Below are 20,798 nucleotides of genomic sequence, written 5' to 3' on the forward strand. Positions count from 1 at the left end.
GCGATAAAGTTAGGCTCGAGACCGGGTTTGGAGTCTGCGTCTTTCTATTCACGATGCAGCATTTGTGCGTGATACCGCGTCTTGCGCAAGAAAGCGTTGAACGATTGAGGAGCGCTTGAGTGAAACCCACGATCTCTTTCATGCAGCCGCCGATTCGCAGGCCAAAGCGCAAGCGGAAAGCTGCATTTGACTGTTCGCGAAAATACCGGCATCTCGCGACAACGGGCTGAACTCGACGGGCCCCCGTGCAAGCCACGACTGGATATCTAAATATCGGATAGCGAGGCATACAGCCCTGCTGTTGGTTCGCTATCGAACAGCTCCGAACCGTTTTGCGGCGAAGAAGCGCCGAAAGCGGACACGCGCTCCCAATAACGCCCGTGCAAGGAGATCACTGGAGTTCGACGAGAGCGATCTTGCCAAGATGGCAACTCCCTTTGGCACCGCTCACTCTTTGGATCGCAACTTCGGATCGTTCAGTTTCAAGGAAATATGGGTATCAGGGCCTCGCCGCGCCGGCTTGTTAATGCGCCTTATGGGATAAAACCATGCGCTCAGACAAAGTTGCGCAAGGCTGCGCGCTCGGCTCCGGATGCTCTTGACCATTGCCCTTTATCGCGTCACGAGAAAAACCAACACGGATGAGAATGGCAGGCTCAGGGATGACGAATGTGATTGATCAAGTGAGCAGCTTGGAACCACCCTCTGTCTTGCACAGGTCGTCAAGACGTTTTGCGTCGGTCTTCGCGCTCGTGGCGGTGTCCATCGGCCTGTGCGCCGGAGCAGCCTATTATTGGATCAGTGTCGAAGAGTTTTTCGAGAAGCCGTCGGCTCATGAAGTCGTCCCAACGACAGGCCTGTCACCTGAAGATAGGGAGGCACTTTTGGAAATTCGGTCCGAGCAGCAGAAGGCAAGTGATCAAATTGGAGAGATCAATCGTAACATCGGTGCGCAGCAGGACGATTTGAAACGCATGGCAGATCAGATCGAGGCGCTGACATCGAGAATTGAGTTGTTGCAGAAACCGGCCGTCGCTGCCCCCGTTCTTCTCGCGCCTTCTTCTCCCCCGCCTTCCCATCCCGTTTCGAGCCCGGCCAAGCGAGCCGTCCAACCCGCTAAGCCAGAAGGGCCAGTCTCAGTCGGGGGTAAGCCACTGATCTCCGAACCGAGCACGAACCAGCGTTGATGATCAGGCGACGCCTTTCGCGAAGGGTGGAAGGGTGTTGTGTTTCGGCGAAACGAAGACTGGCTGCGGGACGTTCGTCGACGAATGGAGATCGAGGACGGCGTCATCCGATTCCATTTTTTCCGAGAAAAGGGGTGTCGCAGCCTCCACCGAATTCGGTATGAACAACCTGCTCGAAGTCGGCCGGGTAGACAACGAAGATCCCGCCTGGCTCAAGCACTGGCACCCAAGATAAGCCAATCAGGCTACCGCTCACGCGGATGCGTCTCAAGTCGGTGACTCGATAGATCGTGGATCACCACGTGCTGTGGTTGATTACGCCGCGCATTCAAGTTCAGGCGAACTCATGCGATACGGGAGGCCTCCTGCACAAAAATGTTGCGCATCCAAATGCTCGCCGGATCAGCGTTGTGAAGAGCAGGCCACTGGACGGATTCGGTGAACGCAAAGTCCGGCAAAGGAGCTTGGATCGTTCGCAAGGGCATCGTGTTCTTGAAATGCTTGAACATCCTCGATGGCATTGTCGCTATGCGATCAGTTCCCAATATCAGGGGTGGGATCAGGCTAAAGCCCGGCACAGCGACTTCGACGCGAATCTTGAGATCATGCTCGAGCAAAAGCCATTCAGCGAACGAAGGTCTGATCGTCGGCCCAAACCTGGCCGTAACCTGTCCAATCGATAAGTATCGCTCCAATGTAAGCGGCTTAGCTAGCTGCTTGTTCTTGGGACAGCCGACGTACACGAATCTTTCGTCAAACAGCGGCATTTTGGGATGCGTGTGCGACATGAACAATTCCGGACAAACCAAGAAGTCAATCTCACTCCGCCGGAGAAGTTGATCGGGGTCCTCTTCGGGTGGTAGCAATTCGAAGGAGACGGCGGGCGCTTCCTGCGCGACGCGGTCCACGACCTTTCGAAGAAACACGGTCATCATGAAATCTGACAGGATGATCCTGAAGCGACGAGTCGACTGCGCCGGCTTGAATCCGTCGGGGGAGATAATGGAGAGTTGGATGTGCGACAGAGCCTCCCGAACCGGGGCAGCAAGCGCTTCGGCTCGCGGCGTGGGCACAAGCTTGCGGCCCATCATCGTAAAGAGCTCATCGCGGAAATAGGCGCGCAACCGGGCCACGGCTGCGCTCATGGCCGGCTGACTCAGGTTGATTCGCCGCGCCGCCGCGGTGAGGTTCGGCTCCGTCATGAGAGCGTCGAACGCGACGAGAAGATTTAGATCAAGGCCGTTGAAACGCATGGTGCGAATTTATCCATCGTGTGGATGTGCTTCATCTAAACAATCGATTTTACCTGCTCACGGGAGTGCGGCAAAATTTTAGATGGAGTGTTAGAGTTAAGACATAGCAGTTCGATGACGAACTGCTGCATACAAAGGGTTGGAAAAGCTATACCAAGGTTTGCCGTGCGCGACCCGGCGAACGCCTGCCGCTTCTATATCAGCTCCTTGCTTCCGTAGAATCGTGGGGCCCTCCGACTTCGCTTTGGGTTTGGCGCGAAACGCGAGCGGGCGACTGCAGCTATCAACTGTAGCTGCAAACCGGCGAAGGAATCGCGAACCATTCCAGAGTGGAGAATCGGGTTTGAAATCCACATGCAATGGCCGGTGGTTGCAAGGCATGTGAAAAACCGAAAGCCCTGTCTCATCGCGACCGCCGCAGACAGAGCAGTCACGCGCGGCCACTGCAAACCACATAAACGTCGGACAACTCGGCATGCTATGTGCTCTCCTTCGTCGGTTCAGCCGGTCACGTCCTCGGGGCGAGCGCCCACGAGCTTCTCATAGAGCACTGGATCAGTCGCGCCCTCGGTATTGATCAGGAAGACACGGGCATTTGAGTCGAGCCCGATCTCCGAACGCAACGCTGGATCACCCGCCACCTTTGCCAATCCAGCGAGACCTACTGCGCCACTTTCGCCGGCGACGATCGCCGGATCCCCGTCGACGGGATAGGCAAGCGCCTTCATCATCGTAATCGCCTCGTCGTCCTCGATGGTCATAAAGGCATCGGCAACGCGCGAGAGAATGCGCCAGGCAACAAGTGATGGCTCGTAGCATTCAAGCATCGCCATGACGGTTGGTCTGTCGTGCGGCACCTTCACGATCTGGCCGGCCTTGGCGCTCTCGAGAAGGCAGGCGGCTCGATCCGGCTCCACCACAGTGAAGAAGGGTCTGTCCTTTCCGAATACAAGCGAAAAATGAGCGGCAGTGGTCGCTGCGATGCCGCCGACACCGGCCTGGACAAACACGTGGGTTGGAGGCTTTGGCAGTGCGCCAAGGGCCTCACGAAGTAATGCTGTATAACCTTGCATAACGAGGTGAGGGATCCGTTCGTAGCCTGGCCAAGATGTGTCGGAGACCACAATCCAGCCCCGTTCGCTGGCGAGTCTAGATGCCGACGCAACGGAATCATCGTAGTTGCCTTGAACACGTTCGATACGGGCACCATACCGCGCGATCGCTCGGCAGCGCTCGTCACTCACTCCAGCATGAACGAAGATGACGCAGTTTGCGCCCACGAGTTGGGCGCCTTGTGCAACCGATCGGCCGTGGTTACCGTCCGTGGCGCACGTCAGGGTTATTCCGGCGGCGACTGTGGCGACTTCCGGTGAGCGCCACTCAGAAATGTCTACTGGACGGCCCCATCGTTGCGACGCGAGCCCAAGGACAAGCTGTATGACCGCATAGGCTCCCCCGAGTGCTTTGAAGCTACCGAGACCCAGTCGTTGTCCTTCGTCCTTGGCGTGGATAGATCCGACATCCAGACGACGGGCAAGGGCAGGAAGTGAAACCATCGGGGTAGGGGCGGTCCCCTGCCTATGCTGGAGGAAGCGCTCCACTGCCTGGGCAGCCTCGATGCCGAGAGCATCGGCATCGGAGGAATCGAGCGACAAGCGATAGTCACTGAGCGTATTGCGGAGCAGCATGGCGTTGTGTTGTGTTGACCAAATTCAGCGGCATACATACGACAGGGCATTGGCGAGGCCGCAGACTGGAGCGGTTCATTCCATTCCAGGCGCTTGATGTCAGGCTGCCTTCTCCGACCAATACCGATTACGCAATTCCTGCTTCATGAGCTTGCCCGTCTGTGAACGCGGGACTTCAGGCACAAAATCGATGCTGCGGGGCGCCTTGTAGCCGGCAACACGATTCTTCACGAAGGCGATGATTTCTTCCGCCAAGTTCTCGCTGCCGTCTGTGCCAGGCAGCAATTGCACTATGGCTTTGACCTGTTCGCCCATATCAGGATCGGGGATTCCGATGACGGCTACGTCCGCGATAGCAGGATGAAGCACCAGAACGTTCTCAATCTCTTGAGGATAGATGTTGACCCCGCCTGAGATGATCATGAACGCCTTGCGATCGGTCAAGAAGAGGTAGCCGTCCGCATCGACGTGTCCGATGTCGCCGACAGTGGTCCAGCACGGATGCGCCGGATGTTGCGCGGCCCGCGTCTTTTCCGGCTCGTCATGGTAGACGAACGGCATCCTATCGCGTTCGAAATAGATGGTACCCGTCTGACCGGCTGGAAGTTCGCTGCCGTCCTTATCGCAGATGTGGATCTTCCCCAGCACGGCGCGACCGACGGAGCCGGGCTTCCCGAGCCACTCGTCGGGGCCGATCACGGTCATCCCGTTCATTTCGGTGGCGGAGTAGTACTCCCACAATATCGGCCCCCACCACTTCATCATCACTTGCTTGACTTCAACGGGACATGGTGCGGCAGCGTGAATCGCGATCTGCAAACTGCTCACGTCATATCGATTCCGAACTAACTCGGACAATTTGAGCATCCGCACAAACATGGTCGGCACCCACTGACTGTGGGTCACCTTGTAGTCTTGGATGGCAGCCAAAGCGGCTTCGGCATCGAATTTGTCCATAACGAGTGCGGTGCCACCCAGCGCCTGGACGGTCGCGCAGGTTCGTAGCGGCGCTGCATGATAGAGAGGCGCAGGGGACAGATAGATTGTCCTCTCATCAAAGCCAAAATTCGACGAAAACATCTGCACCATTGTGTCGCCAGGGTCGGAAATCTGTCGCTCCGGCAACGCATGTCTGACGCCTTTTGGCCTCCCGGTCGTGCCGGAAGAGTACAGCATGTCGGCGCCGCGCGGTTGAGACGCCGGGATCGTGGCGCGAGCGGTTTCCAGTATCTGCTGGTACGGTTCGTAACCTGACAGATTTCCCTCAGAACAAACGCGGTGCCTTAGTTTTTCGTGGGCGTCGATTTTTGATGCCGTCTCGAATCCACCACGTCCGACGAACAACGCCGCCGCGCCGGAATTTTCGAGCATATAGTCGACTTCACTGGGGCTCAGCCGAGAATTGATCGGCAACAGATATAGGCCCGAGCGCTGAGTGGCCCAGTAGATATCGAAAATCCAAGGGCTGTTGTCAGAGAGTACGCCCACAACGTCGCCGGGCCGCAAGCCGGCGTCGAAGAGCCAGTTTGCAGCCCGTCGCGACCGATCCTCCAATTCGGCGTATGTCACGATCTCACCGGTTGCCGTCATGATGAGGGCAGGGCGGTCCGGATTTGTTAGTGCGTGGGTGCCCGGATACATCAACACATCCCTGAATGTCGCCTTTCCTACAGAGAGGCGAAATTTGGATTTCGAACGGAATTGCCGCGACCGAGCACCCGAGGGCGCCCCCCTCCACGGGGGTACTGGCTGCATCGACGGGCCGGGCGAGCTCTGCAGCTCCCGGCCCTTGAACTGATGACGATTCGAGCCTAGTCAATAACTGACATTGATGTCATATTACTGGGTTCCGAGCTGGTGGTCAAGCGGCCGCGGTGCTATGGGTGGCAAATGCTGGAGACCGATTCTGCGTTGGAGCCGTTAGCCCCTGCCACCGCGAAGGGGGCGGCGATGCGTCAGCGCCTGCTGAACGCCTCGGCACGCGTATTCGCGCGCAAAGGATACGAGGCCACCCGGGTCCAGGACATCGTCAAGATCGCTCGAACGTCTTACGGCAACTTCTACCGGCACTTTCGAAATAAGGACGAGATTCTGCTCGCCGTTTTGCAGCCATTGGTCGACGAGATCTACGTCGCGAGCAAGCGAAGGTCGGGCCGCTCATTGCAGACAACCGAAGCCGAGTTCGTTGAGAATACCATCGCTTATCTCAAGATCTATGCCCGACATCGCAAGCTGTTGCGCGTCATGCGCGAGGCGGCAGCTCGCGGAGAGAAAGCAACATTCCTTTCTCTCTATGTCACCGAACGTAGCCGCTTCGTAAGGCGCACCGCGACTTGGCTGACTCGCCTTCAGGGATTAGGTGAACTAAGCCGTGAACTCGATCCTGAAATGGCTGCTGAAGTGCTCGGCGCCACGATGGAGCAGGTTGCCTATATGAAGTTTGACCTCGCGTCGGAAGATCCAAGCGACGCGGAGATTGCGCACATAGGGACACACTGCGCAAAGGTCTGGTATCGAGGCGTGTTTGGTACCGCCAAAGACGATCCCGCCGCTCCCAACTAGCATCCGTTCTGCCATTGATGCGAGCACGCGTGTCGTAGCCAAACAGGCGTGACGCTGCTCGTTCATCAAATCTGCCCAGTGATCGCGACCAGCGTTCGAGCGCTGACAATCATCAATAAAAAGCCAGGTGGACGGACTTGGCCCTGCGCTCCATGGGAGCCGGCTTGACGAGGCGGCCTGGCAATAATATGACATCAATATCACTTTTAAGCGCCGGGACAGAAACGCGGAAATTCAGCAGGGAGGAGCCGGTCATTTCGGCGGAAAATGTAATGAAGCCAAGTACTTCATTGTCCTTCCCTTTAGTGCTTAGCGCAGTCGCGCTCGCTGTCCTGGGCTCGTCTGGGCGAAAAATCGACAGGCGCGCGTCGTGATCCTGACTGAAACGCAAGCCGCTATTCGCGACGAAGTGCGCAAGTTCGCGCAGGCGCGCGTTGCGCCCTTCGCTCGCGACTACGAACAAGCCAAGGAATACCCCGCGCGGTTGTTTGAGGAGCTCGCGAGCCTTGGACTTATGGGAATGACAGCGCCCGAAGCGGCCGGAGGAGCCGGCGCCGACTACGTATCCTATGCACTCTCGCTTGTTGAAATCGCCGCGGCCGACGGTGCGCTATCTACCATTCTGAGCATTCAAAACAGTCTGGTCGTTTCAGGCTTACTCAAGGACGGCACGCCGGAGCAGCAAGCAAGATTTCTGCCCTCGCTCATCTCTGGCCGAATGATTGGCGCATTCGCACTGACCGAGGCGGGAGCGGGTTCGGATGCCTCCGCATTGAGGACCCGGGCTGTTCGCGTGGGACATGGTTACAATCTAAACGGAGCGAAGCAGTTTATCTCGTCGGGGCGAACTGCCGGCCTTGCGATCGTGTTCGCCGTAACCGATCCTGCTGCAGGCAAGCGCGGTATCTCGGCTTTTCTGGTCCGCACCGACAGTCCTGGCTACAGCGTCGAGAGAATCGAACGCAAGCTGGGGCAGGCCGCATCCGACACCTGTGCCATTCGGTTCGACAACGTTTTCGTCGAAGATGCAATGCGGCTCGGTCCGGAAGGTGCCGGCTACTCCATCGCGCTCTCCAATCTTGAGGCCGGTCGCATCGGCATTGCGGCACAATGCGTGGGAATGGCACGCGCCGCTCTCGACGCGGCGGTAAAGTACGCTGGCGAGCGAACGAGTTTCGGGTCGCCAATCATAGCGCATCAGGCCGTCGGGTTTCGTCTTGCGGATCTCGCCGCAAGACTGGAGGCCGCTCATCAGCTCGTGTTGCATGCCGCGGCGATGAAGGATGCAGCTCTTCCATGCCTCAAGGAAGCGTCTATGGCGAAGCTCGTCGCCTCCGAAACGGCCGAGGCGGTGGTTTCGGGTTCGCTGCAGACCTTCGGCGGCTACGGCTATCTGGAAGATTATTCCATCGCGAAGATCTATCGAGATGTGCGCGTCTGTCAGATCTACGAAGGCACATCGGATATCCAGCGAATGGTCATTGCGCGCGACCTCGCGAGGGCCGCGGCAGCGCGCGACTAACAACGAAGTGCACTGAGGAGCCTCCGTGTCAGATCCAGCCGTCATCGCAAGCTACGCAAGTACGCTCATTGGCGGCGGCGAAGCGATGGCGATGGCCATCGAAATTTGAACCTCGAGAAAACGGAAAAGGTGCATGCATATAGAGGGAACAGCCGCAATCGTCACGGGCGGCGCTTCCGGTCTCGGAGGCGCCACGGCCGAGCGACTCGCGGCGGCGGGCGCCAAGGTGACCATCTTGGATCTTAACGCCGCGTTGGGAGAGGCTCACGCCAAGACGATCGGCGGGCAATTCATCAAGGTCGACGTGACCGACGAGGACGGCGTCGAACAGGCGCTCGAGTCAGCAGAGCGCATGCACGGTAAGGGGCGCATCCTGGTCAACTGCGCCGGCCTCGGCCAGCCCGGTAAAGCTATCGGTCGAGACGGCAGTGCGCTTCCGCTGCGCGATTTCGCCAGGACCATCAACATCAATCTGATTGGCAGCTTCAACATGCTGTCGAAGTTTGCCGCCCGCCTTCATACGGCCGAACCGGACGGTGAGGAACGGGGCATCATCATCAACACTGCCAGCGTTGCTGCGTTCGATGGCCAGATCGGCCAAGCCGCCTATTCAGCATCGAAGGGCGGAATTGTCGGCATGACGCTGCCTCTTGCGCGTGAGTTCGCGCGCTATGGCATTCGGGTGATGACGATTGCGCCAGGCATCTTTCTCACACCACTGCTGATGTCGCTTCCTGAAGAGGCGCAGACGTCGCTGGGCAAGCAGGTGCCCTTTCCGAGCCGGCTCGGTCATCCGTCCGAATTCGCTCAGATGGTCGAGTCCATCGTCACCAATCCAATGCTCAACGGCGAAACCATCCGCCTCGATGGCGCAATCCGAATGGCACCCAAATGAGCGGGGCTGGCGTGGAGCGTACTCAACAGATTGCCGATCGCGTTGAGCGCTTCGTTCGGGATGTCGTGGTCCCGTTCGAGCGTGATCCTCGCCGTGATCATCATGACTGTCCCAAGGACGAATTGGTCATCGAGTTGCGAGAACTGGCGCGGGATGCGGGCGTATTGACGCCACACATCCTGGCCGACGGGTCGCATCTCTCGCAGGCGGAAACCGCAATCGTCCTGGCCAAGACAGGCCTATCGCCACTTGGCCCCCTCGCATGCAATACGGCGGCTCCCGACGAAGGCAATATGTACCTCCTGGGCAAAATTGGCTCGCCGGAGATCAAGGAGCGCTTTCTAAAACCGCTCATTGAGGGTCGCGCGCGGTCCGCCTTTTTCATGACCGAACCGGCCGAAGAGGGGGGAGCAGGGTCCGACCCATCGATGATCACCACGACCTGCCGTCCGGATGGCAACCAGTGGGTTGTGAACGGGCGCAAGGCGTTCATCACAGGTGCTCGCGGAGCCAAGGTCGGCATCGTGATGGCAAAGGCCGAGGAGGGCGCCTGCATGTTCCTGGTCGATTTGCCTGATCCAGCAATCACCATCGACCATGTGCCCAACACGATCGACAGTTCCATGCCGGGCGGTCATGCCGTCCTGACCATCCGGAATCTGCGCATCCCGGCCGATCAAATGCTCGGACACCCGGGTGAGGGCTTCAAATATGCGCAGATCCGCCTTTCGCCGGCCAGGTTGTCGCACTGCATGCGCTGGCTGGGCGCCTGCATTCGCGCGAACGAGATCGCGACCGGCTACGCCAACCGCCGGCAGGCGTTCGGTAAGACGCTCATCGATCACGAGGGAGTTGGCTTCATGCTTGCCGACAACCTGATCGACCTCAAACAGGCTGAGTTGATGATCTCTTGGTGTGCGAGCGTCCTGGACACGGGATCGCTCGGAACAAACGAGAGTTCGATGGCAAAAGTCGCCGTGAGCGAGGCGCTCATGCGGGTCGCGGATCGCTGCGTCCAGGTGATGGGCGGGACGGGTGTTACTAACGAAACCATCGTCGAGCAGGTATTCCGCGAGATTCGTGCATTTCGGATCTACGACGGTCCCACCGAGGTGCACAAATGGTCCCTCGCCAAGAAGATCAAGCGCGACTGGCAGAAGGCGAACCCATGAGCGCTCTCGACGATGCCGCCAACTTCGGATTGGCAGAGCCATCCGATGCCTATCGCCTCGACGAGGACTCCTTGTCGCGCTGGATGGCGGCTAATGTCGACGGGTTTCGAGGACCTCTCAACGTCTCGAAATTCAAGGGAGGTCAGTCGAACCCGACTTACCGTCTTCAATCCGCAGACGGCGTCTACGTGCTCCGGCGCAAACCCCCGGGTCCATTGGTGTCCGGAGCGCACGCCGTCGATCGCGAGGCGCGCGTACAGCGCGCGTTGTCGCAGGTCGGGTTTCCTGTGGCACGCATTTACGGCTATTGCGCCGACACGTCCGTCATTGGAAGCGAATTCTATGTGATGCAGCTCGTGGAGGGCCGAATCTTCTGGGACGCCACCTTCCCGGAAGTGGGCCGAGAAGCGCGCCCATTCTACTTCCACGCCATGTGCGACGCCATCGCGCAACTCCACTCCGTTGCCCCGGCGTCGATCGGCTTGGGCGACTATGGAAAGCCAGGCAGTTACTTTGCGCGGCAGATCAGCCGGTGGTCGCGACAGTATCAGGAAGATCCGGAAGCCGGGCGCGACGCAAACATGGATCGTCTCGTCAAGGAGCTTCCGGGAATGGTCCCGTCGGGTGACGAGGCCTCCATCGTCCATGGCGACTTTCGCTGCGACAATCTGATCTTTCATCCAAGTGAGCCGCGGGTGATCGCGGTGCTTGACTGGGAGCTCTCGACTCTCGGACATCCGCTTGCGGACTTCGCATACCACGCGATCATGTATCGTATGCCTCCTCATATCGTCGCCGGTCTTGCTGGAGCGGATCTGGCCGCGCTCAACATCCCCGGAGAAGCGGAATACATCGACAGGTACTGCCGCGCGACCGGCCGAGAAGCGATTTCAGACTGGCACTTCTACGTCGCATTCAACTTCTTCAGGCTTGCGGCAATCATGCACGGCATTGCGGGCCGGGCGCTGCGCGGTACGGCCTCATCGACCCAGGCTATCGAGCGGGGGAAGACCTTTCCGGAGCTGGCGGCGCTCGCTGCTCGCGCATTGGAGAATCTAACATGAGCGCTCCGGTCGAGTTTTCCTGCGCCGAAAAGATCGTCAAGTTGACGTTGTCGCGCCCGAACCACGGCAACACGATTGACCCGGCGATGGCGCTCGCCCTTTTGCAGGCCGCCGAACGCTGCGACGACGATGCGGATATCCGATGCGTCATTCTGACGGGGCGAGGAAAGCTGTTTTGCGGCGGCGGAGACGTCGGTGCCTTCGCCGCAGCCGGCGCCGACGCGCCGGCCTTCCTGCGGGATCTAGCCGGAACCTTGCATGCCGCGATCGTGCGCCTGATGCGCATGCGAAAGCCATTGATTACGCTCGTGAACGGGCCCGCAGCCGGAGCCGGCATGAGCTTGGCCATGATCGGCGATTTCGCGTTGGCGGCACGCTCAGCGCATTTTAGCGCTGCCTATACCGCGTTGGGTCTCAGCCCGGACGGAGGAATGAGCTGGCTGCTACCGCGGGTCGTTGGCCTTCGGCGAGCTCAGGAGATCATTTTGTCCAACCGTCGCGTGTCGAGCGACGAGGCAGAGCGGATTGGTCTCGTTACGCGGACCGTCGAAGACGAGAAATTGGCCGCCACGGGCGCCGAAATCGCTGCAAAACTCGTCGCAGAACCGATAGCCGCGCTTGGAGCCGCGCGCGGTCTGTTGCTCGAAAGCTACAATAGCACGTTGGAGGCGCACCTCGATCGGGAGATGCGAAGCATCGCCGAGTTGGGCGGCTCCGACGAGTCGCGCCGTCGTGTTGCGGCATTCGCCGCTCGTCGCAATTCAAACGGATGAAAGGATCAGGCGATGGCAGAAGCTTATCTCGTTGAGGTGGTACGGACAGCTGGTGGCAGGCGTAACGGCAAACTTGCCGGCTGGCATCCGGCCAACATGGCTGCCGAAACACTTAACGCGGTCGTCGATCGGTCGGGGATCGACCCGGCCGCCGTCGAGGATGTGATCCTGGGTTGCGTGACACAGGCCGGCGAGCAGGCGTTCGCCTTCGGGCGGAATGCGGTGCTTGCCTCCAAGCTCCCGGAATCCGTTCCGGCCGTGACGATCGATCGGCAATGCGGCAGCTCGCAGCAGGCGGTGCAGTTCGCTGCGCAAGCGGTGATGTCGGGCACTCAGGATGTAGTGATAGCCGCCGGCGCGGAAAGCATGACTCGCGTTCCGATGTTCTCGAACATTTCGTTGCACCAGAAGGAAGGCATTGGAGCCGGCCCAATCAGCGACCGCATCCAGAAGCGGTTCGGCGTGGAATCCTTCAGCCAGTTCGAGGGAGCCGAGATGATCGCAAGGAAATACGGGTTTGATCGGCTGACCTTGGACCGGTTCGCGCTCGAAAGCCACCGGCGCGCGGCGGAGGCAACGAAATCCGGAGCCTTCAAGAGCGAGATCGTTCCGCTCAAGATCGAAGGGGGAGAGCACATCGTCGATGAAGGAATTCGATTCGACGCTTCGCTGGAGTCGATCGGCTCGGTCAAGCTTCTGAAGGAGAACGGCGTCGTCAGTGCCGCCAACGCGAGCCAGATCTGCGACGGCGCCTCTGCTGCACTGGTCGTCAGCGAAAAGGCCCTCAAGGACCACAATCTGAAGCCGATCGCGCGTATCGTTGGCCTCACGGTGACCGCCGGCGACCCCGTCATTATGCTTGAAGAGCCGATCAGCGCAACCCGTCGGGCCCTTTCAAAGGCCGGAATGAAGATCGGCGATATTGACCTCTACGAAGTCAACGAGGCTTTCGCACCGGTGCCGCTGGCCTGGCTTCAGGCGATCGAGGCCGACCCCGCAAAGCTCAATGTCAACGGCGGCGCGATTGCACTCGGTCATCCCCTCGGAGCCTCGGGTACCAAGCTCCTGTCTACTCTGGTCCATGCTCTCAGGGCTCGAGGCAAGCGATATGGCCTTCAGACGATGTGTGAGGGCGGAGGCATCGCCAACGTGACCATCATTGAAGCGTTGGGATGACCTTCCAGACACGCTGGCAGGTCGCGATCAAGAGCCAAGAGTAGAACGTCAAAGCAAAATAGAAGTGATACCCCACAGGGAGAGATGACATGTTTGCAAGGATTTTAGGGGCGACTGCCCTGGCGACAGCGGCAATCGCGCTCGCCTCGGGTACGGCACTAGCCCAGAAGAAATACGATACGGGTGCGTCCGACACAGAGATCAAAGTCGGCAATCTCATGCCTTACAGTGGTCCGGGATCCGCCTACGGCGTCATCGGCCAAGTGCAGGCCGCATACTTCAAGATGATCAACGATAAGGGGGGCATCAACGGACGCAAGATCAACTTCACTAGCTATGACGACGCGTACTCGCCTCCCAAGGCTGTCGAGCAGACGCGTAAGCTGGTGGAGGGCGATGAAGTGCTGCTCATGTTTGATCCGCTCGGCACGGCGAACAACACAGCCATCCAGAAATACCTGAATTCAAAAAAGATCCCGCAGCTCTTCGTCGCCTCCGGCGCTACCAAATTCAACGACCCCAAGAGCTTCCCCTGGACCACGGGTTGGCAACCGTCCTACCAGAGCGAGGCGCACGCTTACGCTAAGTATATCTTGAAGGAAAAGCCGAACGCCAAAGTCGCGGTCTTCTTCCAAAATGACGATCTTGGAAAGGATTACCTGAAGGGCCTCAAGGACAGGCTCGGTACGAAGATCGTCGCCGAGGAAAGCTACGAAACTTCGGAGCCGACGATTGACAGTCATATCGTCAAGCTCAAGGCGACGGGCGCCGACACGCTGGTCAACATCAGCTCTCCCAAATTTGCGGCTCAGGCAATCAGGAAGATCGCTGAAGTCGACTGGAAGCCGCTGCATATCCTCAGCAACGTTTCGGCGTCGGTCGGCAGTGTGATCAAGCCTGCCGGCTTCGAGAACGCGCAAGGCATCATTTCTGCCACTTACTTGAAGGATCCGGCGGATCCGCAGTGGGACAATGATCCCGGCATGAAGGAGTTTCAGAGCTTTCTGAGCAAATACTATCCAGAAGGCAACAAACGCGACATATTGCTGATCACCGGCTACGCACTTGCGGAGACGCTGGCGCAAACCTTGAAGCAGTGCGGTGACGATCTCACGCGCGAGAACGTCATGAAGCAGGCTGCGAACCTGAAGGAATGGCGCACCGAGGCGCTGTTGCCGGGGATCTACGTGAACACGTCGCCGACTGACTTTGCTCCGATCAGCCAACTTCAGCTGATGCGCTTTAGCGGCGAAAAGTGGGAGCTGTTCGGAGATGTGATCAACGGGGATGCGGCGGACTAAATCCGTCGCAGAGAACCGCGGCGCATGCCTCCGACCCAGCATTTGAACTTTGACTGTGTCGTAAGGCATGCGTGGCGGGCTGCAATCGCCAGAGTTCGGACAAGAAGAACTCCGGACACCCTGCAGCGGGCCATCCGATCGCACATCGCCGGGAACTGTTTCGAATTCAAGCGGCAGCGAGCGCAATTGTTGCGTTCGTAGAAACGATGAGTAAGACGCATGATCAACTATCGACCCTCCTGGCTTGAGTCTGACCTCGAGATGTATCGAGACACCGTGTCCCGCTTCATCGACAAGGAAATGGCGCCGCTGGATGAAGAGGCGCGCAAACGCGGCAATGTCGGGCACGAACTCTGGCTGAAAGCCGGGGCACTTGGGCTTTTGTGTTCGGACATTCCGACCGAATATGGCGGCGGCGGGGGTGATTTTCGGAACGAAGCGATTTTTTACGACGCTATGGCACGCCGCGGCCTGACGGGAATGAATCCGTCTGTCCACACGATCGTGGCCCACTATCTGCTGAATCACGGGACGGAGGAGCAAAAACGGGAATATTTGCCGCGCCTGGCGCGTGGAGAGTTGGTCGGAGCCATCGCGATGACCGAGCCGGGTGCGGGCTCGGATCTTCAATCCATTCGTACCCGTGCGGAAAGGCGCGCCGATAGCTATGTGATCAACGGTTCCAAGACCTTCATCTCCAACGGCCTCCTTGCAGGTTTAGTGCTCGTAGTCGTGAAAACAAATCCGACCGAGCGCGCCAGCGGAATGTCGATCATTTTGGTCGAGACCGCGAAAGCTCCCGGCTTTAGGGTCGGCCGCGTGCTCGATAAGATTGGCCTTAAGGCGCAGGATACCTGCGAGCTGTTCTTCGACGAGGTCGTGGTGCCGGCCACAAATCTGCTTGGTGGAATGGAAGGGCGTGGTTTCTATCAATTGATGTCGGACCTGCCTTATGAGCGGACCATTATCGGCGTGATGGCGGTTGCGGCAATGGAGGGCGCTCTTGAAGCCACGCTTGCTTTCGTCCGGGAACGCTGGGCTTTCGGGATGCCGATCGCTGAATTCCAGAACACCAAATACAGGCTGGCCGAGTTGGCGACGATCACAAAGGTCACGCGCTGCTTCGTCGACCAGTGTGTCGAAGCATTGGTTTCTGGCACACTCGATGCTGCCACGGCGTCGATGGCTAAACTCTGGGCGTCAGAGCAGCAGGGCAAGGTCATCGACGAGTGCTTGCAACTGCATGGTGGCTCCGGCTTCATGAACGAGTATCTCATTGCACGCATGTACGCCGACGCACGCGTGCAGCGCATTTACGGCGGGACGAGCGAGATGATGAAGGAAGTAATCTCGAGAGCGCTCTAGATTATCGGAGCTATTAGAAGTGACTCGACGACTGAACCCCCGGTGGGCCGGCGTGCTCAGGAGGATGCCATGAAAGCAGTGTTGGTCGAAAAGTTTGATCGTATCGAAAATATTGTCATCAAGGATGTGGCTAAGCCGGACTTGTCAACGGGAATGGTCCGCGTTCGAATCCAGGCAGCGGCCGTCGGCTTCGTGGATGGCCTGAAGGTGCAGGGCTTGTACCAGACAAAAGATCCTTTGCCATTTACGCCCGGGTCGGAGTTTGCGGGCATCGTCGACGAGGCGGCCGCAGATGTTGGGGGCCTCGCACCCGGTACGCCCGTCATCGGCATGGTCAGAAATGGTGGCCTTGCCGAGTATATCTGCGCACAGGCCCAAGATCTTTTCGTTACGCCAAAGGGCATAGCGCCAGAGGTCGGCGCCTCGTTCTTCGCCAATTACCTCACGGCGCTGTACGCGCTTAGCGCCCGGGCAAAGCTACAGGGCGGCGAGACACTTTTGGTTCTGGGGGCCGCCGGCGGGGTGGGAATAGCGGCTGTTCAGGTTGGAAAGTTGTTGGGCGCCCGCGTCATTGCGGCCGCTTCGACTGAGGAGAAGCGACAATTTGCGATTAAATATGGGGCAGATGCGGGCGTGGATTATACGCATGAAGGGTGGCGTGACGAACTCAAGGGACTGACCGGCGGTCACGGCGCGGATGTGATCTACGATCCCGTCGGAGGAGATCTGAGCCTGCAGGCATTCCGTTCGATCGCCTGGAATGGCCGGCACCTGGTGATCGGCTTTGCTTCCGGAATTATTCCAGCGCTGCGGTTCAATCTGCCTCTTCTAAAAGGAGGGGCGCTGTTGGGGGTCGACCTGGCGCAGATTGGTCGTCGTGAACCGGATGTGCGAGATCAAGTCATCGCCCAGCTATTCGGTTGGTTGAGCAAGAAGACACTGGTTCCGGTCGTAGGAAAGGTCTTTGCATTCGAGGAATTCCACGATGCGTTCAAAGCAATGACGACCCGCTCGGCCCTAGGAAAGATGGTCGTCAGGATCGGCTGACGATTCTCCTCGATTAGGTCTTCGGAGAAATCCTCATGAAAGTGTCAGACGCGCTGAACTCGAGGACCTCTGTGCGGGCATTCTTGGACTTCCCGGTCCCTATGGAGACTGTCCAAGAGATCCTGCTCACGGCCAGCCGCTCACCCTCCGGCGGAAATCTACAGCCGTGGCATGTCTGGGCGCTTGGCGGCCAAGAGCTCGCACGCTTCAAGGGGTTGATGGCCGAGCGGATCAAGATCAACCCGATGGGCGAACAGCCAGAATACAAGATCTATCCGCCAGAACTGAAGGAGCCCTATAGAACTCGGCGATTCAAGAATGGCGAAGATCTCTATCGCACCATCGGGGTTCCGCGCGAAGACAAACCTGCACGTCTCAATCAGCTTGCAAAGAACTTTACCTTTTTTGGTGCGCCTGTCGGCCTGTTTTTCGCCATCGATCGCCAGATGCAGCCTGGGCAATGGGCCGATCTTGGCATGTACATGCAATCTATTATGTTGCTCGCTTTGGAGAAGGGATTGAGTACCTGCCCGCAAGAGGCGTGGGCGCTCTGGCACAAGACCGTCGCGGAATTCATCGGGCTGCCTTCCCATCTGATGCTCTTTTGCGGCATGGCTCTCGGCTACATGGACCCGGAACATCCGATCAACCGTCTGCGCGCAGATCGTGCCGGCCCATCGGAATTCATGACGATCCGTGGATTTTGATTAGGCGGGCTCGACTACGACGGAAGTCGCCCGATATCGAGCGTCCGTAAACTGATCAACGGCTTCGCCAGGAACATGCAATATCCGTTTTTGGCAGTGACCTGATGATGTACGACGCCACATAAGAAGGCTCACTCTGCATGAACATGGGAGGCAGGCCCGTGAGGGACATTGTGCAATCATCGCAATTAACAGGGCGAAGCCGCACAACACCTTGAACGAAGCCCGCCATACCGAACTTAAAAACCTCTTTGATTGATTCGCGGCCTTACCTGGCTCGCACGGAGGTCGGCGATCTCGAAACCGCGAAGTCGCCATTGATAACGTGACATGAGCCGCATTTTGACAGCTATCCATAGTGTAGATGCGGCCCATCAACATAATCGATTTTACCAATCCTAGAAGATCCCGCATAAGAAAACGTCTCGGTTTGGAGAAAAGCCTTCGGCCAATCAGAATGGTGCTCAATCTTTGCCTAGAGCCGAGGGAATATTTCGGTGCTTGCCGAGCATCAACTCAAGCGCATTTTCAGTCCGGCCAGGTGCTTGGGCGGTTACTCGGTCGGTGGGGCCTACCACTGTCGACGGAAACCGACGGAATGTAATAGCGCCGTCCTCCGAGACTGACTTCTGCCAGGTCACCCAAGGCGGCCGGGGTTCTTTTTGTGTGCCATGTGCGAGCGACAGCTTCGAGATGGATAATCCTCTATCCAGCTATCCGCTTTACGAATCTCTTGAGAAGGGGGCAGGGCCATCATGCTTGGCTCTCAATCCTGCCGACGATGATGAAGTTCATGCCGACAGATAGCTGGACTCCCCGCGGGTCGTCGATCTGCATCGAGTGTCATCGATGTTTGAGTGGCAACTTGCGTGATGTGTCCACGCGTCGGCCATACCGCGACTACGATGTTGTTTCCTTGCCGGAAGAAGAGGCTGCACACGCGATGGCGCTCTGTTCACCACGCGCTCGCGCCTTACCGCCCCCTGCTGCCGCGACATGCTGGCATTCGATCGTGCTCGCCAAAACCGCGCTTCGGCTGGCGAAGCTTGTTCTGCCCCGCAGAATCCGAACGACCCAGATCCACAGCAATCTGAGCACCTTCAATCGAAGGTCTCGAGAAGAGCGTAGCTGTTCTGAAAGCATTATTCTTGAAATTGGGGGATGTTGACCCGCATGTGTGGGATTGTAGGCATTTTGGGGCGCGAACCCGTTGCTGAGCGGCTGATCGAAGCGCTCACTCGGCTGGAATATCGCGGCTACGATTCAGCGGGAGTTGCAACGCTCGACGGCAATCATCTTGAGCGCCGGCGCGCCGAGGGCAAGCTGAAAAATCTTGAGGCCAGCCTACGTCGCAATCCGCTACCGGGTCACACTGGTATTGGTCATACCCGCTGGGCCACTCATGGTAAGCCCACGGAGTCCAACGCGCATCCGCATACGACGGACAATGTCGCGGTCGTCCATAACGGAATCATCGAGAATTTTCGTGAGTTGCGCGCCGAACTTGAGCAGAATGGCGCTAGATTTGTTTCCGACACTGACACCGAGGTGGTGGCGCATCTGGTCGAATCCTATCTGAAGATGCGCTACTCGCCCCAAAAAGCAGTGAAAGAATCCCTACCGCGACTGCGCGGTACGTTTGCCCTGGTATTCCTGTTCAAGGAGCACTGCGATCTCATGATCGCTGCCCGGAAGGGATCCCCGCTCGCGGTCGGCTATGGCAATGACGAAGTGTATATCGGTTCGGATGCCATTGCGCTCGCCCCGTTCACCGATGCCATCACTTATCTTGAAGATGGGGACTGGGCCGTGTTTACCCGCAAGATCGGCGTCATCTACGATTCCAAAGGCGCAGTCGCGCACCGCGAGACGCTGAAATTGGGTGTGTCGTCGTTCCTGGTTGACAAGGCGAATTATAGACACTTTATGGCCAAGGAGATCCATGAGCAGCCGGAGGTGGTCGGACAGACGCTGGCGCGCTATATCGACACGGCCTGCGAACGTGTTGCGCTGCCGGTCAAGCTGCCGTTCGACTTCAGAGAGGTCCGGCGCATCACGATCACTGCTTGCGGCACAGCGAGCTATGCGGGCAACGTCGCAAAATACTGGTTCGAGCGCTTTGCGCGCGTGCCGGTTGAAGTCGATGTCGCGTCCGAGTTCCGCTACCGCGAATCGACTTTGCAAAGAGGTGATCTCGCGATCTTTGTTTCGCAGTCAGGCGAGACGGCGGATACGCTTGCCGCGCTCCGCTATGCCAAGGCGGAAGGGGCACACACGCTCGCCGTCGTCAACGTACCAACATCGACGATCGCTCGCGAGAGCGAAACCGTGCTGCCGACGCTGGCCGGCCCCGAGATCGGCGTTGCCTCGACCAAAGCCTTTACCTGCCAACTGATAGTGCTAGCCGTGCTTGGAGTCGCGGCCGCCAAGGCGCGCGGCGAACTGTCCGAGGATGAGGAGATCGACTTGGTGCGTGGCTTGGTTGAAATTCCTCGCCTGATGTCGGCAGCGCTCACCACCGAGCCGCAGATCGAGAGGCTTGCGAGCGACATCGCGAAAGCGCGCGACGTGATCTACCTTGGTCGCGGTACGAGCTTCCCGATCGCGCTAGAGGGCGCACTGAAGCTAAAGGAAATCTCCTACATCCATGCAGAGGGGTATGCTGCGGGCGAGCTCAAGCACGGGCCGATTGCGCTGATCGACGAGACTGTGCCAGTCGTGGTGATCGCACCGCGTGATCGTTTATTCGAGAAGACGGTCTCGAACATGCAGGAGGTGGCAGCGCGCGGCGGCAACATTGTCCTCATGACCGATGCCAAGGGCGCTGAAGAGGCGACACTGGATACGTTCGCCACCATCGTGCTGCCGGACATGCCGGCCGCCTTCACGCCGATGGTCTACGCGATCCCCGTGCAACTGCTCGCATACCACACGGCCATCGTGATGGGCACGGATGTCGACCAGCCGCGGAATCTCGCCAAATCCGTTACCGTCGAATAGGGAGCCGGTCGATCGCTTCCGGTCCTCAAACTGGCCTAGACAATCATGTCTGAGCATTCACGTCCGGCCAGCCCGCTGAGGCTGGG

17 protein-coding genes are annotated in these 20,798 nt (G+C 58.6%); 13 read left to right on the plus strand and 4 right to left on the minus strand.

Annotated features, from left to right (window positions below; genetic code table 11):
- Positions 1-662: 662 nt before the first annotated feature.
- Positions 663-1,187, plus strand: coding sequence for a hypothetical protein (locus ACLFLU_RS09165; protein ID WP_426411890.1), 525 nt, complete (start codon positions 663-665; stop codon positions 1,185-1,187).
- 344 nt (positions 1,188-1,531) lie between these two features.
- Here ACLFLU_RS09165 and ACLFLU_RS09170 read toward each other — a convergent pair whose 3' ends face one another.
- From ACLFLU_RS09170 to ACLFLU_RS09180, 3 genes are all read right to left on the minus strand, one after another.
- Positions 1,532-2,440, minus strand: coding sequence for a LysR family transcriptional regulator (locus ACLFLU_RS09170; protein WP_049823368.1), 909 nt, complete (start codon positions 2,438-2,440; stop codon positions 1,532-1,534).
- A gap of 500 nt (positions 2,441-2,940) precedes the next feature.
- On the minus strand, positions 2,941-4,128 hold the full coding sequence (locus tag ACLFLU_RS09175; protein WP_426411891.1) for a diaminopropionate ammonia-lyase: 1,188 nt from the start codon (positions 4,126-4,128) through the stop codon (positions 2,941-2,943).
- A 99-nt stretch (positions 4,129-4,227) separates the two neighbouring features.
- Entirely contained in the window at positions 4,228-5,769 is a 1,542-nt protein-coding gene (locus tag ACLFLU_RS09180; RefSeq protein WP_426411892.1) for an acyl-CoA synthetase, read from the minus strand.
- 249 nt (positions 5,770-6,018) lie between these two features.
- On the opposite strand from ACLFLU_RS09180, the gene ACLFLU_RS09185 reads away from it, so the two are divergent.
- Positions 6,019-6,690, plus strand: coding sequence for a TetR/AcrR family transcriptional regulator (locus ACLFLU_RS09185; RefSeq protein ID WP_375865986.1), 672 nt, complete (start codon positions 6,019-6,021; stop codon positions 6,688-6,690).
- A gap of 112 nt (positions 6,691-6,802) precedes the next feature.
- Here ACLFLU_RS09185 and ACLFLU_RS09190 read toward each other — a convergent pair whose 3' ends face one another.
- Positions 6,803-7,081: a hypothetical protein gene (locus tag ACLFLU_RS09190; protein WP_426411893.1), complete on the minus strand. Its 279-nt coding sequence runs from the start codon at positions 7,079-7,081 to the stop codon at positions 6,803-6,805.
- On the opposite strand from ACLFLU_RS09190, the gene ACLFLU_RS09195 reads away from it, so the two are divergent.
- The 11 genes from ACLFLU_RS09195 (at position 7,061) to glmS (ending at position 20,712) form a co-directional block, all read left to right on the plus strand.
- Entirely contained in the window at positions 7,061-8,212 is a 1,152-nt protein-coding gene (locus tag ACLFLU_RS09195) for an acyl-CoA dehydrogenase family protein (protein WP_198033740.1), read from the plus strand. The genes ACLFLU_RS09190 and ACLFLU_RS09195 overlap by 21 nt on opposite strands.
- A gap of 133 nt (positions 8,213-8,345) precedes the next feature.
- On the plus strand, positions 8,346-9,107 hold the full coding sequence (locus tag ACLFLU_RS09200; RefSeq protein ID WP_426411894.1) for a 3-hydroxyacyl-CoA dehydrogenase: 762 nt from the start codon (positions 8,346-8,348) through the stop codon (positions 9,105-9,107).
- Entirely contained in the window at positions 9,104-10,279 is a 1,176-nt protein-coding gene (locus tag ACLFLU_RS09205) for an acyl-CoA dehydrogenase family protein (RefSeq protein WP_426411895.1), read from the plus strand. The genes ACLFLU_RS09200 and ACLFLU_RS09205 overlap by 4 nt, the downstream gene beginning before the upstream one ends.
- Positions 10,276-11,343, plus strand: a complete 1,068-nt coding sequence (locus tag ACLFLU_RS09210) for a phosphotransferase (RefSeq protein WP_426411896.1) — start codon at positions 10,276-10,278, stop codon at positions 11,341-11,343. The genes ACLFLU_RS09205 and ACLFLU_RS09210 overlap by 4 nt, the downstream gene beginning before the upstream one ends.
- Positions 11,340-12,116, plus strand: a complete 777-nt coding sequence (locus ACLFLU_RS09215) for an enoyl-CoA hydratase/isomerase family protein (RefSeq protein ID WP_426411897.1) — start codon at positions 11,340-11,342, stop codon at positions 12,114-12,116. The genes ACLFLU_RS09210 and ACLFLU_RS09215 overlap by 4 nt, the downstream gene beginning before the upstream one ends.
- Positions 12,117-12,128: 12 nt before the next feature.
- Positions 12,129-13,292, plus strand: a complete 1,164-nt coding sequence (locus ACLFLU_RS09220; protein ID WP_426411898.1) for an acetyl-CoA C-acetyltransferase — start codon at positions 12,129-12,131, stop codon at positions 13,290-13,292.
- A gap of 89 nt (positions 13,293-13,381) precedes the next feature.
- Complete coding sequence (locus tag ACLFLU_RS09225; protein WP_426411899.1) at positions 13,382-14,593, plus strand: ABC transporter substrate-binding protein; 1,212 nt, start codon at positions 13,382-13,384, stop codon at positions 14,591-14,593.
- A gap of 219 nt (positions 14,594-14,812) precedes the next feature.
- The gene (locus tag ACLFLU_RS09230; protein WP_426411900.1) at positions 14,813-15,958 is read left to right on the plus strand and encodes an acyl-CoA dehydrogenase family protein; all 1,146 of its coding nucleotides are present in this window, start codon (positions 14,813-14,815) and stop codon (positions 15,956-15,958) included.
- Between the two features lie 69 nt (positions 15,959-16,027).
- Positions 16,028-17,005 carry an NADPH:quinone oxidoreductase family protein gene (locus ACLFLU_RS09235; RefSeq protein WP_426411901.1) on the plus strand — a complete coding sequence of 326 codons (978 nt, stop codon included), beginning with the start codon at positions 16,028-16,030 and terminating at the stop codon, positions 17,003-17,005.
- A 35-nt stretch (positions 17,006-17,040) separates the two neighbouring features.
- Positions 17,041-17,712, plus strand: coding sequence for a nitroreductase (locus ACLFLU_RS09240; protein WP_426411902.1), 672 nt, complete (start codon positions 17,041-17,043; stop codon positions 17,710-17,712).
- Positions 17,713-18,885: 1,173 nt separating this feature from the next.
- Positions 18,886-20,712: a glutamine--fructose-6-phosphate transaminase (isomerizing) gene (gene glmS, locus ACLFLU_RS09245; RefSeq protein ID WP_426413954.1), complete on the plus strand. Its 1,827-nt coding sequence runs from the start codon at positions 18,886-18,888 to the stop codon at positions 20,710-20,712.
- The last annotated feature ends 86 nt before the right edge of the window (positions 20,713-20,798 follow it).

The organism is Bradyrhizobium ganzhouense (assembly GCF_049949285.1).
In the GTDB taxonomy this organism is placed as follows: domain Bacteria; phylum Pseudomonadota; class Alphaproteobacteria; order Rhizobiales; family Xanthobacteraceae; genus Bradyrhizobium; species Bradyrhizobium ganzhouense.

Bases quoted from the DNA above. Each gene is read 5' to 3' on its own strand.
- ACLFLU_RS09165 (WP_426411890.1), top strand. From the start codon at position 663: ATGACGAATGTGATTGATCAAGTGAGCAGCTTGGAACCACCCTCTGTC.
- ACLFLU_RS09170 (WP_049823368.1), bottom strand. From the start codon at position 2,440: ATGCGTTTCAACGGCCTTGATCTAAATCTTCTCGTCGCGTTCGACGCT.
- ACLFLU_RS09175 (WP_426411891.1), bottom strand. From the start codon at position 4,128: ATGCTGCTCCGCAATACGCTCAGTGACTATCGCTTGTCGCTCGATTCC.
- ACLFLU_RS09180 (WP_426411892.1), bottom strand. From the start codon at position 5,769: ATGTATCCGGGCACCCACGCACTAACAAATCCGGACCGCCCTGCCCTC.
- ACLFLU_RS09185 (WP_375865986.1), top strand. From the start codon at position 6,019: ATGCTGGAGACCGATTCTGCGTTGGAGCCGTTAGCCCCTGCCACCGCG.
- ACLFLU_RS09200 (WP_426411894.1), top strand. From the start codon at position 8,346: ATGCATATAGAGGGAACAGCCGCAATCGTCACGGGCGGCGCTTCCGGT.
- ACLFLU_RS09205 (WP_426411895.1), top strand. From the start codon at position 9,104: ATGAGCGGGGCTGGCGTGGAGCGTACTCAACAGATTGCCGATCGCGTT.
- ACLFLU_RS09210 (WP_426411896.1), top strand. From the start codon at position 10,276: ATGAGCGCTCTCGACGATGCCGCCAACTTCGGATTGGCAGAGCCATCC.
- ACLFLU_RS09215 (WP_426411897.1), top strand. From the start codon at position 11,340: ATGAGCGCTCCGGTCGAGTTTTCCTGCGCCGAAAAGATCGTCAAGTTG.
- ACLFLU_RS09220 (WP_426411898.1), top strand. From the start codon at position 12,129: ATGGCAGAAGCTTATCTCGTTGAGGTGGTACGGACAGCTGGTGGCAGG.
- ACLFLU_RS09225 (WP_426411899.1), top strand. From the start codon at position 13,382: ATGTTTGCAAGGATTTTAGGGGCGACTGCCCTGGCGACAGCGGCAATC.
- ACLFLU_RS09230 (WP_426411900.1), top strand. From the start codon at position 14,813: ATGATCAACTATCGACCCTCCTGGCTTGAGTCTGACCTCGAGATGTAT.
- ACLFLU_RS09235 (WP_426411901.1), top strand. From the start codon at position 16,028: ATGAAAGCAGTGTTGGTCGAAAAGTTTGATCGTATCGAAAATATTGTC.
- ACLFLU_RS09240 (WP_426411902.1), top strand. From the start codon at position 17,041: ATGAAAGTGTCAGACGCGCTGAACTCGAGGACCTCTGTGCGGGCATTC.
- glmS (WP_426413954.1), top strand. From the start codon at position 18,886: ATGTGTGGGATTGTAGGCATTTTGGGGCGCGAACCCGTTGCTGAGCGG.